A 16,719-nucleotide genomic window follows, 5' to 3' on the forward strand; every position below is an offset into this window, starting at 1 on the left:
ACCCGTCTGTTGATCGTCTCTTGGGGAGATCCGGCCTGTGCCCGGGATGACGCTTCCGCCGAGGCCGAACCGCGAGGCGACCGCCCTCACCCCGTCTCGGCCCCTCACCCAGGGGCCGAGACGAGGTGAGGGCGCCTTGGGCGCCCCCGCGCCGTCAGGGAGGCCGTCAGGGAGCGAGCGGCTCGGCCTTGGCGGCGTTCTCGGCGCTGATGAGGCCGCGGCCGTAGAAGCCGTTGCGCTTCTTGGGACCCTCGCACTTGTGGACCTCGTCCACGAACGCGAGGTCGATCTTGTAGGCGTACCCGCGCGGTGAGGGGCAGGCCTTCTTGGTGGCCGTGGAGTACAGCTGGCGCTGGACGTCCGCGGGGGGCATCGTGAGGCCGCCCTTGCCGGGTTTGCCGAACCGGCTGATCAGGATGGCGGCGACACCGGTGGCGTGCGGTGCGGCCATGGAGGTGCCGACGAGGTACTGGTAGTAGGCGCAGGTGCCGCCCTCGCACTCCCGGATGATCGAGTCGGACTTCGGCGTGCCGTCGGCGGTGAGTTGTCCCTTGGCCTTGAGCGCGTTCTCCGGCGCGGCGGCCAGAATGCCCTTGGTGGGGTCGTACGTGCTGCTGCCGTCGAACTCGTCCCCGCCGGGGGCCGCGAGGTCGGCCTGCTCGACGCCGTAGTCGGAGTAGTACGCCTTGCGCCCGGTCGGCCCCACCGAGGTGACCGAGATCACACCCTTGGACTCGGCGGGAACGTTGAGGCAGGAGTTGTCGACCTTGCGGGTGTGCTCGCTGCCCTTGGGATAGTTGGGGCTGCTCTCGTCCTTGCTCGGCTTGCCGAGGTCGGTGGCGCCGTTGCCGATGGCGCTGATGAGGGTGACCCCGCGCTTGCGCGCGTAGTCGAGGGCGCGCTGCATGCCGGTGATGATGCCGCGCTGCTCCAGCTGCTCCGCCTTGGAGTCGGCCGGGTTGGCCTTGCAGTTGAACAGCCACGGGTCGACGTAGAAGCTCATGTTGACCACGTCGATCCCGGCGTCGGCGGCGTAGGTGAGCGCCTCGACGCTGGGCTTGAGGAAGAACAGGCCCGAGTCGCGACCGGCGCGCAGGTTCACCAGGGACACCTGGGGTGCCACCCCGGCGATGCCCAGGCCGTTGATCGGTGAGGCGATGGTGCTGGCCACGTGGGTGCCGTGGCCGTCGTCGTCCCAGTCCACCGGGTCCTTGCAGTCCTTGAACTCGCAGGGGCCGTCGAGGACGTTGCCGTTGGGGTCCTTGGGCCGGTCGGTCACGAAGTTGCGGCTCAGGGCGCGGTTGAAGTTGGGGGCGATGTCGGGGTGCTTGCCGTCGATGCCGGTGTCGATGACGCCGACCAGCACCCGCTTGTCACCGGGTTCGGTGGCGTAGGAGCCCTCCACGGTGGCGCCGATCATCTTCATGTCCCACTGCCGCCCGGCGAGCGGCTCCGGTGTGTCGGCGGAGCGGCGGGTGCCCGCCTGCCCGAGGGCTTCTGCGGAGGGGAATGCGAGCGGGGTTCCCACGCCGGAGACCGTCCCGGGAGCGGTCCCGGCGCTGGAGGTCCCGGAGGTGGCCCCGGTGCCGGAGATCCCGGCTTCTGAGGCGGACCCGCCCGCGGAGGCCCCGGCCGCGGGTGCGGCGGCGCGGATCGCACTGGCGAAGCCGATCCTGCGGTCGGAGGAGACTCCCTCGACGGCGTCACTGCCGGCCAGGCTTTCCACGAAGCCCGTGCCGGGACCGTCCACGAGGACGTAGCCGATCCTGGTGTCGGTCGACAGGACGGTGCCGCCGCTCGCGTCGATCGCGTCGATCGCCCGGTCGCGGGCGCCGTCCGCGTAGAAGGCCAGGTACTCGCGGGTCTGGCCCGCGCCGGTCGTGGCCTCGCCGCCCAGGGCTCCCGCCGTGAGGGTCGCCGCCAGGGCGAGCGCCGTCGCCGCGCCCGTCAGGCTTCTGGTCCCGCGATTCATCGATCCTCCGCACCTGACCCGATCAAGAAATTTATCTTTCAGGCATATGTACGCCAAAGCAATTCGAAACCCCGCTCTGCGCATTTTTCCCTGAAGCAGTCGGTAAGACATCCGGAATGCCGAACTGTCGGGGGGTGCCGAAGACCAACCGTGGCCTGACCAAACCAGCGATGGAGCACATGAACCGGCCCTGACATGCATGAACCGGCCCGGGTACGCATGGATCAACCATGACATACCCAGACCGGTCATGACATGTCAGGCCAGCTTCCACTCAGACCAGCGGCCGCGCCGTCGGCGGGATCGCCACCGGAAGGGCCGTCTGGCCCGTGAGGTAGCGGTCGGCGGCCGAGGCCGCGGAGCGGCCCTCGGCGATCGCCCACACGATCAGCGACTGTCCGCGGCCCATGTCCCCGGCGACGAAGACGCCGTCGACCGAGGACATGTAGCCCTTGTCCCTCGCGACGTTGCCCCTGGCGTCGTAGAACTCGCCGCCTGCGACCTCGGCGAGCTCGGTGAGCAGGCCCTTCTTCTCCGGGCCGACGAAGCCCATCGACAGCGTGACCAGCTCGGCCGGGATCTCCCGCTCGGAGCCGGGCACCGGCTTGAACCCGGCCGCGGGCCCCTCCACCTCGACCAGGCGCAGCGCCCTGACGTTGCCCTCGGCGTCGCCGACGAACTCGGTGGTGGAGACCGCGTAGACCCGGGCGCCGTCACCGTCGGCCAGCTCCTCGTGGGCGCTCTCCATCTTGAACAGGATGGGGAACGTGGGCCACGGCTGGCTGCCCGGACGGCTCGCCGGAGGCTGGGGCATGATCTCCAGCTGGGTGACCGAGGCGGCCCCCTGCCGGATCGCGGTGCCGATGCAGTCGGCACCGGTGTCGCCGCCGCCGATCACGACGACGTGCTTGCCCTCGGCGCTGATCGGCGAGACCGGGAAGTCGCCCTCCTGGACCTTGTTGGAGGGCGGCAGGTACTCCATCGCCTGGTAGACGCCCTTCAGGTCGCGCCCGGCGACGGGCAGGTCCCGCCACTGGGTCGCGCCACCGGCCAGGACGATCGCGTCGAACTCCTCGCGCAGCTGTGCCGCCGTGATGTCCACGCCGACGTTGACGCCGGTACGGAACTCGGTCCCCTCGGCCCGCATCTGGGCGAGACGGCGGTCGATGTGCCGCTTCTCCATCTTGAACTCGGGGATGCCGTAGCGGAGCAGGCCCCCGATCCGGTCGGCCCGCTCGAACACGACCACGTCGTGCCCGGCCCTGGTGAGCTGCTGGGCTGCGGCCAGGCCCGCGGGGCCCGAGCCGACGACCGCGACGCGCTTGCCGGTCTTGGTGGCGGCGGGCTGGGGGGTGACCCAGCCCTCGTCGAAGGCACGGTCGATGATCTCGACCTCGACCCGCTTGATCGCGACCGGGTCGGAGTTGATGCCGAGCACGCACGCCGCCTCACACGGAGCCGGGCACAGGCGTCCGGTGAACTCGGGGAAGTTGTTCGTGGCGTGCAGGCGCTCGATCGCCTCCTGCCAGTCGTCCCGGTAGACCAGGTCGTTCCACTCGGGGATCAGGTTGCCCAGCGGGCAGCCGTTGTGGCAGAACGGGATGCCGCAGTCCATGCAGCGCGCGGCCTGCCTGGTCAGCGCGGGCTTGGGGAAGTCCTCGTAGACCTCGCGCCAGTCGCGGATGCGCACGTCCACCGGGCGGCGCGCCGGCAGCTCGCGTCCGTGAGCGAGGAAACCCTTGGGGTCAGCCATCGGTCGTACCTCCCTTATCCCTGAAAAGCCTGAAATGACTGGAAAAACCGGACGGAATGAGTGATCGCGAACATCGGCGTCACCCCTGGACCGCGGCGGTCATGACGGCCTCGTCGATGTCGCGGCCCTCCAGCCGGGCGGACTCGGCGGCCAGCAGGACCCGCTTGTAGTCCGTCGGCATGATCTTGCTGAAGCGGGACGGGTCCCAGTCGGCGAGGAGTGCCTTCGCCACCGTGGAGCCCGTCTCGGCGAGGTGCGCCTCGACGATCTCGCGCAGCGCCTCAGACTCGGCCTCCTCCAGCTCCTCGATCTCGACCATCTCCCGGTTGACCCGTTCGGCGTCGAGGTCGAGCAGGTAGGCGACGCCGCCCGACATGCCCGCCGCGAAGTTGCGGCCGGTCGGGCCGAGGACGACCACCTTGCCGCCGGTCATGTACTCGCAGCCGTGGTCGCCGACACCCTCGACCACCGCGGTGGCACCGGAGTTGCGGACACAGAACCGCTCCCCCACGACGCCGCGGATGAAGGCCTCGCCGGAGGTCGCGCCGTACAGGCCGACGTTTCCGGCGATGATGTGCCCGTCGAGCGGGGCCGCGTCGTACGGCTGGACCGAGATCCGGCCGCCGGACAGGCCCTTGCCCACGTAGTCGTTGGCGTCGCCGGTCAGCCTCAGCGTGATGCCCCTGGGCAGGAAGGCGCCGAAGGAGTTGCCCGCGGAGCCGGTGAAACGCACGTCGATGGTGTTGTCGGGCAGGCCCGCTCCGCCGTACCGCTTGGTCACCTCGTGGCCGAGCATGGTGCCGACCGTACGGTTGACGTTGCGGATGGGCAGGTCGAGCGTGACCCTGGAACCACCCTTGAGCGCGCCCTCGGCTAGCTGGATCAGCGTGTTGTCCAGCGCCTTGGCGAGCCCGTGGTCCTGCTCCACGGTACGGCGCAGCGAGGCGCCCTCGGGCAGCTCCGGCTGGTGCAGGATCGGCGCCAGGTCCAGTCCCGAGGCCTTCCAGTGGTTCTCGGCCGGGGTGGTGTCCAGCAGCTCGGCGTGGCCGACGGCCTCGTCGATGCTGCGGAAACCCAGCGCGGCGAGATACTCGCGGATCTCCTCGGCGACGAACTCGAAGAAGTTGACCACGAACTCGGGCTTGCCGGTGAACCGCTTGCGCAGCTCGGGGTTCTGGGTGGCCACGCCGACCGGGCAGGTGTCCAGGTGGCAGACGCGCATCATCACGCAGCCGGAGACGACCAGCGGCGCGGTCGCGAAGCCGAACTCCTCGGCGCCGAGCAGCATGGCGATGATCACGTCGCGGCCGGTCTTGAGCTGGCCGTCCACCTGCACGACGATGCGGTCGCGCAGGCCGTTGAGCAGCAGCGTCTGCTGGGTCTCGGCCAGGCCCAGCTCCCAGGGGGAGCCCGCGTGCTTGAGCGAGGTGAGCGGGGAGGCGCCGGTGCCGCCGTCGTGACCGGAGATGAGCACGACGTCCGCGTGGGCCTTGGACACGCCCGCAGCGACCGTTCCGACCCCGACCTCGGCCACGAGCTTGACGTGCACGCGGGCGGCCGGGTTCGCGTTCTTCAGGTCGTGGATGAGCTGGGCGAGGTCCTCGATCGAGTAGATGTCGTGGTGCGGAGGCGGCGAGATGAGACCGACGCCCGGGGTGGAGTGCCGGGTCTTGGCGACCCACGGGTAGACCTTGTGGCCGGGCAGCTGACCGCCCTCACCGGGCTTGGCGCCCTGGGCCATCTTGATCTGCACGTCGTCGGCGTTGACCAGATACTCGGAGGTCACACCGAACCGGCCGGAGGCCACCTGCTTGATGGCCGAACGGCGCACCGGGTCGTGCAGCCGCTCGGGGTCCTCGCCGCCCTCACCGGTGTTGGACTTGCCGCCCAGCCGGTTCATCGCGATGGCGAGCGTCTCGTGCGCCTCCATCGAGATGGAGCCGTACGACATCGCGCCGGTGGAGAACCGCTTGACGATCTCGCTGACCGGCTCGACCTCGTCGATCGGCACCGGCTCGCGGACGCCCTCCCGCAGCTTGAACATGCCGCGCAGCGTCATCAGCTTCTCCGCCTGGGAGTCCACCAGGCCGGTGTACTCCTTGAAGATCTCGTAGCGGCGCGAGCGGGTGGCGTGCTGCAGCTTGAAGACGGTCTCGGGGTTGAACAGGTGCGGCTCGCCCTCGCGACGCCACTGGTACTCACCGCCGACCTCGAGGCGGCGGTGGGCGTTCTCGGCCCTGGGGTAGGCGCGCAGGTGACGCTGCGCGGCCTCCTCGGCCAGGACGTCGAAGCCGACGCCGCCCAGCCGGGACGTGGTCCCGGTGAAGCAGACGTCCACGACCTCCTGGCTCAGCCCGAGCGCCTCGAAGATCTGCGCCCCGGTGTAGGAGGCGACCGTGGAGACCCCCATCTTGGACATGACCTTCAGCACGCCCTTGCCGTACGCCTTGATGAGGTTGCGCACGGCCTTGTGCTTGTCGATCTTCAGGACGCCGGAGTCGACCATGTCCTCGACGGTCTCGATGGCGAGGTACGGGTTGACCGCGCCCGCCCCGTAGCCGACGAGCAGCGCCATGTGGTGCGCCTCGCGCGCCTCGCCGGTCTCGATGACCAGACCGATCTTGGTGCGGGTCTTCTCGGCGATCAGGTGGTGGTGGACGGCACCGGTGAGCAGCAGCGAGGGGATCGGCGCCAGGACGTCGGAGGAGCCGCGGTCGGACAGCACGATGATCCGCGCCCCGCCCTCGATTACCGAGGAGACCTCGGCGCGGATCTCCTCGATGCGGTGCAGCAGCGCCTCGCCGCCACCCGCGACCTCGTACAGGCCCGAGACCACGTGCGGGTGGAAGCCCGGCAGCGCGCCCTCGTCGTTGATGTGGATGATCTTCGCGAGCTCGTCGTTGTCGAGCACCGGGTACGGCAGCACGAGCTGGCGACAGGAGGCGGGACCCGGGGCGAGCAGGTTGCCCTCGGGGCCGATGGTGCTGGCCAGGGAGGTGACGAGCTCCTCGCGGATCGCGTCCAGCGGCGGGTTGGTGACCTGCGCGAACAGCTGGCTGAAGTAGTCGAACAGCAGCCGGGGCTTCTCGCTGAGCACGGCGACCGGGGTGTCGGTGCCCATCGAGCCGATCGGCTCGATGCCCGTCCTCGCCATCGGCCCCAGGATGATCCGCAGCTCCTCCTCGGTGTAGCCGAAGGTCTGCTGCCGCTTGATCAGCGTCTCGTGCGACAGACCCTCGGGCGAGCGGGCGGGCAGCTCCTCGAAGCGGACCAGACCGGCGTGCAGCCAGTCGGCGTAAGGCAGCTCCGCCGCCAGCTCGGCCTTGATCTCGTCGTCTTCGATGATCTTGCCGAGCGCGGTGTCGACCAGGAACATCTTGCCGGGCTGCAGGCGGCCCTTGCGGACCACGTCCTCGGGGGCGATGTCCAGCACGCCCGCCTCGGAGGCGAGCACGACCAGGCCGTCCGCGGTGACCCAGAACCGTCCGGGGCGCAGGCCGTTGCGGTCGAGTACCGCGCCGACCAGGGTTCCGTCGGAGAAGGTGATCGAGGCCGGGCCGTCCCAGGCCTCCATCATCGTGGAGTGGAACTCGTAGAACGCCCGCCGCGCGGGGTCCATCTCGGTGTGGCTCTCCCACGCCTCGGGGATCATCATCAGCACCGCGTGCGGCAGGCTGCGTCCCGCGAGGTGGATGAGCTCCAGCGTCTCGTCGAAGGAGGCGGTGTCGGAACCGGCCGGGTCGCAGATCGGGAAGAGCCGCGACAGGTCGCCCGGCAGGTTCGCCGTCTCCAGCATGGCCTCGCGGGCGCGCATCCAGTTGCGGTTGCCCTTGACCGTGTTGATCTCACCGTTGTGGGCGACGTAGCGGTACGGGTGCGCGAGCGGCCAGGAGGGGAAGGTGTTGGTGGAGAAACGCGAGTGGACCAGCGCGATCGCGGTCTCGTAGCGCTCGTCGCTCAGGTCGGGGAAGAACTGCTCGACCTGCAGCGGGGTGAGCATGCCCTTGTAGACGATCGTCCGGGAGCTCAGCGAGGGGAAGTAGACCTTCGCCTCGTGCTCGGCCCGCTTGCGCAGGCAGAAGGCGAGCCGGTCCAGCTCAAGACCGCTCTCACCATTGGGGGACGCCACGAACAGCTGGCCGAAGAACGGCATCACCGCGCGGGCGCTCGGCCCGGGAAGGTCGGGGGTGGTGGGAACGTCGCGCCAGCCGAGGACCGTGAGGCCCTCCTCCGCGGCGATCTCCTCGATCAGTCGCACGGCGGCCTCACGGGCCCGCTCCTCGGCGGGCAGGAAGGCCATACCGGCGGCGTAGGAGCCGGCCGTGGGCAGGGGGAAGTCCGCCACCACGCGGAAGAAGACGTCGGGGATCTGCGTCAGGATCCCGGCCCCGTCGCCGGTGTCCGGTTCGCTACCCTGGGCCCCCCGGTGATCAAGGTTGCACAGCGCGGTCAAGGCCTTCGCGACGATGCCGTGGCTACGGCGACCGGCAACGTCCGCGACCATGGCGACACCACAGGCGTCGTGCTCGTGCGAGGGGTGGTACAGGCCCTGAGGCTCGGGAAAGCCGAGGTGGGCAGCAGGCATTGAATCCCTCCCGTCGTCTTGCTTCTCTCGAACAAGCAAGGGACGACGTTGGCCCTGCTGCGTGGTGGGTAGAGATTACCGTACCCTGCCGGATACCTGCCTACCCGGTGAGATCCCGCCGAATTAGTGCAGGTTCGCCCGGTTCATTAAACACACCGCGATGGCACAACATTCCAGGTCCTGGCCCTAGGGTGGCCCAATGGAACCGACCGATCCCACCGGCCTGGGCGCCTCCACCGGTCTGACAGGCAGCGGCACTTCAGATGTCTCCGGCGTTTCCGGCCCCCCCGGCGCCTCCGCCGGGACCGGCGACCGAACGGTGGCCGGGACGGGAGCCGGAACCGAGAGCGGGGCCGGGCGTGGGTCCCGGACGGGAGCCGGGGCCGGAACCGGGGCCGGGGCCGGGCGTGGAGCCGGCACCGAAGGAGAGGCCGAGGACGAGAACGGCGGTGGAGTCGAGGCTTTCGTCGCACGGGCGGGTGTCGACGGCAGGCGGCTGAGGAACGCGCTGACCGCCCTGGGCGGCGGTCGCTGGTGGACACTCGCCGATCTGGTCAGGGAGACCGCGACGTCGCGGCGGACCATCGAGGCGCTGCTGCGCGAGGTGGACGGCGAACTGGAGCGATCGGGCGACCGCTTCAGGCTCCCGGCCCCTCCCGCCTGGTCGGCCCCGGCACGGGAGGAGGGCGCCCCCTCACCGGACGGACCGCGGGCGAGCGGCCCCACCCGGGCCGGATCAGGAGCGGACGGCCCCGCACCGACCGGATCGCGCGTAAGCAACGTCACACCGGCCGCACCACGAGCGGTCGGTACCGCACCGGCCGGGCCGCGAGCGAGCACCCTCGCACCGGCGGACCCGGTCGCCCACCTGCTCCCCGACCGCGCCGACCTGGTCGCGCGCATGGACGAGTTGATCGCCAAGGCTCCCCGGGGCCGCCACACGCTGGACCACGTCGCCGCGACCGGCGAGACCGTGGTCAGGCGGGCGCTGCTGCTGGACGCCCGCTTCTGGCTGGACGGCGCCCGGCTGCTGTGCGTGGGCGACCACGATCTGACCTCGCTGGCCACGGCGATGCTGCACCCGGGCGTCGAGGTGACCGTCGTCGACGTCGACGAGCGCATCCTCGCCTACATCGCCGGTGAGGCCGACCGGCTTGGTCTGGCCGTACGGACCCGCTGGGCCGACCTGCGCCTGGGGCTGCCCGCCTCCGCGCGGTCCTGGGCCGACCTGGCGATCACCGACCCTCCCTACACCCCCGAGGGCGTCGGGCTGTTCGTCGCCCGTTGCGCGGAAGGGCTGCGCGACCGCGAGCAGGGCCGGATCATGCTGGCGTACGGCGCCAGCGAGCGCACCCCCGCGCTCGCCCTCAAGGTTCAGCAGGCCCTGTCGCAGCTCAACCTCGTCAACGAAGCGATCTACCCCGACTTCAACCGCTACTTCGGCGCCGAGGCCATCGGTTCGGCCGCCGACCTGTACGTCCTGCGCCCCACCACGAAGACCTGGCCCGCCGCGGCCGCCCGCACCGAGACGTCCGGCACCGCCATCTACACGCAGGGGCCCCAGTCGGTGGAGTCGGCGAGCTCCCCCGCCGCCTCGGCCGCCGGTTTCGGTGAGGGGTTCGTCCCGGAGGTGCTGGTGGGCGAGTGGCCCCGCGACGTGCTGCCCAAGGCCCCCAGGGCGCGCCTGACGACCTGGCTGGCCAAGCCCTACGCCAGCGACCCGGCCAGGGTGGCGATCTCCGTACCCGCCGGTCTGGAGGCCGCGCTGCCCCGGCTGCTGCTGGCCACCCGCGCCAGGGAGGTCCGGGTCACCCTGGCGACGGCCCCGAAGGATCTCCCCCACGACCTTCTCGCCCCCGTCTACGACCTCACCGCCGAGGGAGCGTCCGTGCGCGCCGTACGGGTGGCACCGCCCGCCGGAGACAGCAAGAGCGCCACAAACGCGAACGACGCGCACGCGAACGACACGGCCCGGATCCTGCGCCGCGTCCTGGACAACGCGCACGGCAGGCTCGCCAACACCTGGCGCGAGGCCCTGATCAAGGTCAGGGGCGACCTGACGAAGAGGCAGGCGAGGGCGATCGTCGCCGCCGTGGCCCCGTGGGCGGGCGACGTCACCGTCCTCGAACTGCCCGCCCACCGGCTGCTGGAGCTCAGGGCCGCGGTGGAGAGCTCCCTCAGCGCACCAGCCGACGCTGGATGACCAGGCCGAGGCCGTCCATCGCGACCTGCGGATAGGTGAGATCCACCCTGCCCTCGCCGCCCTCGCCGCCCTCGCCGCTCTCCCCCGTGCCTGCCCGGGCGGTGCTCCCGCCGGCGACGGGGGCGACCCAGCTCACCGTGACGTAGTGCCCGAGGCCGCGGACCTGGGCCCAGCTGCGCGAGCCGTCGAAACCGTCGGGCGTGTCGGGAGCGGGCCTGACGAAGCCGTCGCCGCCGTCGCCCTTGAGCGCCGCCACGAGCCTGTCGGCGGCGGCGGAGTCGGCGAGGTTGAAAATCAGGAACTGGCCGGAGACCGCGCCGTCCTCGGTCTCGTAGCGGGCGCGCAGCACCTGCGTGCACCCGCCGAGCGCGTCCTGCGCGCTCCCCCAGACCGCCTCCGCGCAGTCGGCGAGGGTCTCGGTGGCCTTGAGGGCGAGCTTGGTCGTGCCCGCCGACACCGAGGGGGCGGGGAACATCTCGGCGACGGTGAGCGGCTGGGGGTCGAGGTCGCGGGTCGCGATGGGCGCGTAGTGGGCCGTACCCGGCTCCGCGCGCAGGACGGCGGCGCGCGGGGCGGGCTCGTCGCCCAGCCACAGGAAGGCCCCCACCCCGGCGACCCCGGCCAGCACGACGATGATGATCCACTTGCGCATGAGGAAAAAGCTTACTTCGACATCCTCCCCGCCCTCGAAGAACCCGGATTCCCGCCCGAAAAACGAACCCGGAAACTACTTGCTCGGGGCGGGCGCCGGGGAGACGGCGACGATGCGGCGGAAGATCGCCTTTTCCGTGGCGCGGACCGCGAGGGAGAGCGAGACGAAGTCGTCCCTCGCGCCGGGCTCCGCTCCGTCGGCCCTGCCGATCCAGACCAGGCCCGCGTAGTGCCCCATCGCGTGGCCGCTCGCCTCGGTGTGGCCGTCGGCGGGAAAGGCGGCCCTGGGCGCCTGGACCGGCCGGACCCAGCCGCCCCGGTGCAGGGTGGTCAGCGTGTTCACCAAGGTGTCGGAGGAGGCGGTGTCGCGGAGGTTGAACAGGGTGTACTGGGCGACGTAGCGGTTGTCGGCGCTGGTGTACAGGCCCCTGGCCACCTGGGTGCATCCGCCCTGGGCGAGCAGGTCGGTGAGCTCCTGGCCCCAGACCGCCGCCGCGCAGGCGCTCTCCAGCCGAGGGCTGCCCGCCAGCCTCAGCGTGGTCCTGCCCTCGCTGAGGGTCTTGGGGAAGAGGTCCTTGGCCGTGAGCGGTTTGGGGTCCGCCTTGCTCTCCGCGATCGGCGCGAACACTTTGGAGGAGGGCCATCCCCTGTAGACGTCGGGGCGGGGTTCGGTCCCGATGACCGAGGCGGTGGCCCGTTCGGGCTCGAAGTCGTTGCCGATCGCGGAGATCGCGAGGGTGAGGACGACCGCGGCGACCAGCACGCCCGCGATGGATCCGAACACCACCAGCAACCGCTGCTGGGTCGGGGTCAGCCCCCACTCCTCCAGCTGGGGGATGCTCCAGGTCTGCGCCTTGCTGGGAGTGCGGCGGCGCTTGCGCCCTCCCGGGGCGGGGGGCGGGGGCGAGGTCGGGGCGGTCACAGTCCGGTTCCTCCCAGGAGGGTGCCCAGGGCGAAGGTCAGGCCGGCGGCGACCGCGCCGACGAAGAGCTGGCGCAGCCCGCTGTACCACCAGCTGCGCGCGGTGACCCGGGAGACCAGCGCGCCCGCGCCGAACAGTGCCAGGCAGGAGACCACCGCCGACGTCACCAGGCTGGTGACGCCGAGCAGGTACGGCAGAAGGGGCAGGAGCGCCCCCACCGCGAACGACAGGAACGAGGAGAGCGCGGCGATCCTGGGCGAGGGAAGGTCGTGGACGGTGACGCCCAGTTCGGCCTCGGTGTGCACCTCGAGCGCCCTTTCCGGGTCCGCCGAGATCTGCCGCGCCACCTCTGCGGCCACGGCGGGATCGACGCCCCGCTCCTCGTAGAGCTTGGCGAGCTCCTCCAGCTCGGCCTCGGGGTTGCGTTCGAGCTCTCGGCGCTCGACGGCGATCTCGGCCAGGGCGAGCTCCCGCTGGCTCGCCACCGAGACGTACTCGCCACCGGCCATGGAGAACGCGCCGGCGGCCAGCCCCGCGATGCCCGCCAGCAGGATGACCTTGGTTCCCGCGGCGCCACCGGCGACACCGGCGATCAGCGCGAAGTTGGAGACAAGGCCGTCCATCGCGCCGAACACCGACGGCCTCAGCCAGCCGCCGTTGACGTCGCGATGCCGGTGGTGCATCTCGGCACGCCTCCCCGAGGCGTCCGGACTCATCGCGATCCCCAGGGCCCGGCACCGAAGGGAGGGCGCGGGCCACCGGTCTCGGTCCCGGAATCAGAACGCGCCGGTGCGCCGGACGATCCGGCGGCGCGTCCGAGATCCCGGGACCTCGACCGTGGGAGAGGCGTCAACGTCGTTCTTTCTCGCCCTCGGGAGCGGCCTTCGTCACGGCCTCCTCCTGGAGCTCGCCTTTCTTCGCACCGGAAACGAGCTCCTCGGGAACGCTCGCGCCCGAGGCCGTGCCGACGGCGCTCTCCGAGTCCGCGCTCTCCGAAGCGGTGCCGTCAGAGGCGGGCACGCCCTCGGCGGCGTCCGAGGCCTCAGAGGAAACCTCAGAAACCGCCGAAGCCGGCTCTGCCTCGACCTCGGCGTCTCCGCCCCGGCCGCTCTCCTCGGGATCGGCCTGGTCCGACGGATGAGCCGGATCGACCGCCCCCCCGTCCTCGCTCAAGCCCTCGGCCACCAACGTCGCCGAGGACGGACGCGCCTCGTCGTCCCGCCGGGCCGCACGGTCGTTCTCGGCCTCGTCGGCCTGGTCGGAGGGGTGAGCCGGATCGACGGGATCCGCCGCGCCGCCCCCCGCGTCCGACGCGACCAGGGTGACGGCCTCGGCCTTCGCCGAGTCCGTGCCGTCGGTGCTCTCGCCCTCACCAGGCGTGGCGACGCCGCCCTCAAGGTCGGTGTCGGGGTCGGTCGCCGACCTCACCCGCTCCTCGTCGGTCTTGTTCCTGGTGTACCAGAAGTAGGCCATCGCCCCGATGAACAGGATGATCGAGGTCCACTGGTTGAGCCGCAGGCCGAGGATGTGGTGGGCGGCGTCGACCCGCAGGCCCTCGATCCAGAAGCGGCCCACGGTGTAGCCGGCGACGTAGAGAGCGAACAGGCGGCCGTGGCGGATCACGTACTTGCGGCCGATCCAGATGAGGACCAGCGCGAGACCCAGGTCCCAGATCGACTCGTACAGGAACGCGGGGTGGTAGGTGTCCACGCCCGGCACCGTGCCCGGCCGGTCGGGGTCGATCTCCAGACCCCACGGCAGGTCGGTGGGGCCGCCGAACAGCTCCTGGTTGAAGTAGTTGCCCCAGCGGCCGATGGCCTGGGCCACCGCGATGCCGGGGGCGACGGTGTCGGCCACCGCGGTCAGGGAGATGCCCCTGCCGCGGCAGCCCAGCCAGACGCCCACGCCACCGAGCGCGACGGCGCCCCAGATGCCCAGGCCGCCGTTCCAGATGTACAGCGCCTCGATCGGCTCATTGGGCGCGTCCGGCCCGAAATAGAGCTGCCAGTCGGTGATGACGTGGTAGAGGCGTCCACCGACCAGGCCGAACGGCACGGCCCAGACGGCGAGATCCACGATGGTTCCAGGGACACCGCCGCGGGCGCGCCAGCGGCGCTCGCCGATGACGACCGCGACGATGACGCCGAGCACGATGCACAGTGCGTAGGCCCGGATGGGGACCACGCCGAAGAGATGCCAGACCCCCTGGGAGGGGCTGGGAATCGAGGCGAGGGGCATGTCAGGTGACGTTACCGTGTCCCGGCCTACTTGGCGGCATCAAGAACGGCCTGACGTAGCTCGGCCGGTTTGAAAGCCACGCCGGTGTCCATCTCGGTGCCGTTGAGTTTCAGCGTCGGGGTGCCCGTGAGCTTCTGGGTCTCCAGGACCTTGGTGCTGTAGGCGAGGTGCTCGGGAGCCTTCTCCTGGCTGGTCACGCACTTGTCGAAGCCGGGATCGGTCACCCCGGCGTCCTTGCCCCAGTCGATCAGATCAGGGATCTTGAAGCCTTCCACGGTCTCCGAGGGCTGCGCGTCGAACAGCTTGTCGTGGAACCTGCTCCAGGCGACGCCTCCGGGAATGCAGCGGGAGGCCGCCCCGGCCCGCACGGAGTTACCCCGGGTGATGCCCTTGTTGGTCTGCTCCTGGAAGATCGTGATCGGGTGGTAGACCACCTTCGCCTTGCCCTCGGCCGCCAGGTTCTTGATCGTGGGACCGCTGGTCTCCTCCAGCGCCCTGCAGGCGGGGCACTGGAAGTCCTCGAAGACGTCCAGGACCGGCGACTCCACCCCCGCCTTGGCCATGACCACCGAGCCGTCGGAGGCGACGGTGATCGGCGCGAGCTCGGCGCCGACCTGCTCGGACCTGCTGCTCTGCGCGGCGAACCACCAGCCCGCCCCGACGGCGGCGACCGCGAGCACGGCGGCCGTCGTGATGGTCGTTATGCGCTTGCGCCTCTCCTTCAGCATCTGCTCCTGGCGCTGTGCCTTGATCCGATCACGCGCCGACTGGTCCCGCGCGGCCTTGCCCATCAGTCAGTCTCCTTTTCCTGGTGCTCCTCCTCGTCGTCGCTTTCAAGGTCGTCGTACGGCTCCCGCCCGGGGGTGAGCCCCAGGGCGGAGTCCAGCGCGAAGCGGCCCGGAGGGAACCAGGCGACGATCACACCGAGTCCGAAGAGACCGAAGTCGCGCAGGATGTCGATGAGGTAGTCGGGCTCCACCCCGGCCGCCAGCTGACCGCCGCCGCCGAAGCAGCCGCAGTCGATGCGCAGCCCGCGCGCCCACGCCGAGGCGATCCCGATGACGAACGCCAACATGAGCAGTGCCGAGATGACACCCGCCGCCCGGGTGAGCAGCCCGACGACCAGCAACACCCCCACGACGATCTCCAGGATCGGCAAGCCGTAGCCGACCACCGTGGCGAGCGATTTTGGGAGCAGTTCGTATGCCTCGACCGCCTGAACCGAGAGCACCGGGGTGCCGATCTTGCCCCAACCCGCGACGATCAGCACACCCGCGAGCACCAGCCGCGAGACGGTCGTTACCCAGGGTAGCGCCGAAATCACGATACGCGACCTATTGGGCGCGGGCTTCTCAGAGGTCACGAGCATCATTCTCCTACTCCCACGCCCTAGGCACGGATGTCTCCGGCGAACGCAAGGTATCCGAAGGAAAGCTCACCACGAGCTGGATAAGTGTCGAATAAGCGTGTTCGAAAGGCATGCTTCAGGGCGCGGTCCCGGTGGAAGGGGGACCGCACCCTGCGGGAGAGACCTCAGCCCCGGACGCCCGCCGCCAGCTCGGCGCCCAGCTCGCGGACGGACGCGAGCGCCGAGTTCTCGTCGGGGGCGTCCAGGACGCGGCGGATGAACGCCGAGCCCACGATGACGCCGTCGGCGTAGCCCGCGACCTCCGCGGCCTGCCGTCCGGTGCCGACGCCCAGGCCGACGCAGACCGGCAGGGAGGTGTGCGGGCGGGTGCGCTCGACCAGGCCCTGCGCGGCCTCACCGACCGAGTCACGGGCGCCGGTGACGCCCATCAGCGACGCCGCGTAGACGAAACCGGTGCAGCTGTCGACGACGGCCTTGATGCGGGCCTCGGTGGAGCTGGGCGCGACCAGGAAGACCGTGTCGATCCCGGCCCCCGCGCTGGCCTCGCGCCAGGGGCCGGCCTCCTCGGGGGTGAGGTCGGGCGTGATGGTGCCCACCCCGCCCGCGTTCGCCAGGTCCCTGGCGAAGCGGTCGGCACCGTAGCGGTCGATCGGGTTCCAGTACGTCATGACCAGGGTGGCGGCACCGGTGGCGGCCACACCCTCGACCGTGCGGAGCACGTCGGCGATACGGGTGCCGTTGGTCAGCGCCCGGTGGACGGCGTCCTGGATCGTCGGACCGTCCATCAGGGGGTCCGAGTAGGGCAGGCCGATCTCGATCACGTCGCAGCCCGCCTCCACCATGGCGGTGGCGACGGCGATCGCACCGTCCTTGCTGGGGAACCCGGCGGGCAGGTATCCGATGAGGGCGGCGCGGTCGTCCGCCTTAGCCTTGGCGAACACCGTCTGAAGAGTCGTCATCGTTGCTTCCGTTGCGGTTCGTCCCCTTCGGCCCGCCAGAGGGGAGGCAAGTCGGCCGTGAGAGGGG

At 70.8% G+C, this 16,719-nt stretch carries 11 protein-coding genes; 1 reads left to right on the forward strand and 10 read right to left on the reverse strand.

Annotated features, from left to right (window positions below):
• Nucleotides 1–166 precede the first annotated feature (166 nt).
• The 3 genes from ACFY3V_RS01080 to gltB all read right to left on the reverse strand — a co-directional run bounded on the left by ACFY3V_RS01080 (nucleotide 167) and on the right by gltB (nucleotide 8,310).
• On the reverse strand, nucleotides 167–1,972 hold the full coding sequence (locus ACFY3V_RS01080) for a S8 family serine peptidase (RefSeq protein WP_389768777.1): 1,806 nt from the start codon (nucleotides 1,970–1,972) through the stop codon (nucleotides 167–169).
• Nucleotides 1,973–2,246: 274 nt separating this feature from the next.
• A complete protein-coding gene (locus ACFY3V_RS01085; protein WP_389768780.1) occupies nucleotides 2,247–3,725 on the reverse strand; it encodes a glutamate synthase subunit beta in 1,479 nt (492 codons plus the stop codon).
• Between the two features lie 79 nt (nucleotides 3,726–3,804).
• Nucleotides 3,805–8,310, reverse strand: coding sequence for a glutamate synthase large subunit (gltB, locus tag ACFY3V_RS01090; RefSeq protein WP_389768783.1), 4,506 nt, complete (start codon nucleotides 8,308–8,310; stop codon nucleotides 3,805–3,807).
• Between the two features lie 199 nt (nucleotides 8,311–8,509).
• Between gltB and ACFY3V_RS01095 the strand changes: the two genes are divergently transcribed.
• On the forward strand, nucleotides 8,510–10,513 hold the full coding sequence (locus tag ACFY3V_RS01095; protein ID WP_389768786.1) for a bis-aminopropyl spermidine synthase family protein: 2,004 nt from the start codon (nucleotides 8,510–8,512) through the stop codon (nucleotides 10,511–10,513).
• On the opposite strand, the gene ACFY3V_RS01100 is transcribed toward ACFY3V_RS01095, so the two are convergent.
• From ACFY3V_RS01100 to trpA, 7 genes are all read right to left on the reverse strand, one after another.
• Nucleotides 10,488–11,165, reverse strand: coding sequence for a hypothetical protein (locus ACFY3V_RS01100; RefSeq protein ID WP_389768789.1), 678 nt, complete (start codon nucleotides 11,163–11,165; stop codon nucleotides 10,488–10,490). The two genes, ACFY3V_RS01095 and ACFY3V_RS01100, sit on opposite strands and share 26 nt — an antisense overlap.
• Nucleotides 11,166–11,240: 75 nt before the next feature.
• A complete protein-coding gene (locus tag ACFY3V_RS01105; protein ID WP_362895298.1) occupies nucleotides 11,241–12,086 on the reverse strand; it encodes a hypothetical protein in 846 nt (281 codons plus the stop codon).
• Nucleotides 12,083–12,802, reverse strand: a complete 720-nt coding sequence (locus ACFY3V_RS01110) for a VIT1/CCC1 transporter family protein (RefSeq protein WP_350948168.1) — start codon at nucleotides 12,800–12,802, stop codon at nucleotides 12,083–12,085. Before ACFY3V_RS01110 ends, ACFY3V_RS01105 begins: the two co-directional genes overlap by 4 nt.
• A 133-nt stretch (nucleotides 12,803–12,935) precedes the next feature.
• The gene (gene lgt, locus ACFY3V_RS01115; RefSeq protein WP_389768794.1) at nucleotides 12,936–14,324 is read right to left on the reverse strand and encodes a prolipoprotein diacylglyceryl transferase; all 1,389 of its coding nucleotides are present in this window, start codon (nucleotides 14,322–14,324) and stop codon (nucleotides 12,936–12,938) included.
• A gap of 26 nt (nucleotides 14,325–14,350) precedes the next feature.
• Nucleotides 14,351–15,115, reverse strand: coding sequence for a DsbA family protein (locus ACFY3V_RS01120; protein ID WP_389768797.1), 765 nt, complete (start codon nucleotides 15,113–15,115; stop codon nucleotides 14,351–14,353).
• Nucleotides 15,115–15,648 (reverse strand): MauE/DoxX family redox-associated membrane protein, encoded by a 534-nt coding sequence (locus tag ACFY3V_RS01125; protein WP_350948165.1) that lies wholly within the window; start codon nucleotides 15,646–15,648, stop codon nucleotides 15,115–15,117. The genes ACFY3V_RS01120 and ACFY3V_RS01125 overlap by 1 nt, the downstream gene beginning before the upstream one ends.
• A gap of 209 nt (nucleotides 15,649–15,857) precedes the next feature.
• Nucleotides 15,858–16,652, reverse strand: a complete 795-nt coding sequence (gene trpA / locus ACFY3V_RS01130) for a tryptophan synthase subunit alpha (RefSeq protein ID WP_350948164.1) — start codon at nucleotides 16,650–16,652, stop codon at nucleotides 15,858–15,860.
• Nucleotides 16,653–16,719: the final 67 nt, after the last annotated feature.

This window comes from Streptosporangium sp. NPDC000095, from assembly GCF_042899335.1.
Taxonomy (GTDB): domain Bacteria; phylum Actinomycetota; class Actinomycetes; order Streptosporangiales; family Streptosporangiaceae; genus Streptosporangium.

Excerpts from the sequence above, each read along its gene's own strand:
- ACFY3V_RS01120 (WP_389768797.1), bottom strand. The coding sequence starts at position 15,115 with ATGGGCAAGGCCGCGCGGGACCAGTCGGCGCGTGATCGGATCAAGGCA.
- ACFY3V_RS01080 (WP_389768777.1), bottom strand. The coding sequence starts at position 1,972 with ATGAATCGCGGGACCAGAAGCCTGACGGGCGCGGCGACGGCGCTCGCC.
- gltB (WP_389768783.1), bottom strand. The coding sequence starts at position 8,310 with ATGCCTGCTGCCCACCTCGGCTTTCCCGAGCCTCAGGGCCTGTACCAC.
- trpA (WP_350948164.1), bottom strand. The coding sequence starts at position 16,652 with ATGACGACTCTTCAGACGGTGTTCGCCAAGGCTAAGGCGGACGACCGC.
- ACFY3V_RS01110 (WP_350948168.1), bottom strand. The coding sequence starts at position 12,802 with ATGAGTCCGGACGCCTCGGGGAGGCGTGCCGAGATGCACCACCGGCAT.
- lgt (WP_389768794.1), bottom strand. The coding sequence starts at position 14,324 with ATGCCCCTCGCCTCGATTCCCAGCCCCTCCCAGGGGGTCTGGCATCTC.
- ACFY3V_RS01100 (WP_389768789.1), bottom strand. The coding sequence starts at position 11,165 with ATGCGCAAGTGGATCATCATCGTCGTGCTGGCCGGGGTCGCCGGGGTG.
- ACFY3V_RS01095 (WP_389768786.1), top strand. The coding sequence starts at position 8,510 with ATGGAACCGACCGATCCCACCGGCCTGGGCGCCTCCACCGGTCTGACA.
- ACFY3V_RS01085 (WP_389768780.1), bottom strand. The coding sequence starts at position 3,725 with ATGGCTGACCCCAAGGGTTTCCTCGCTCACGGACGCGAGCTGCCGGCG.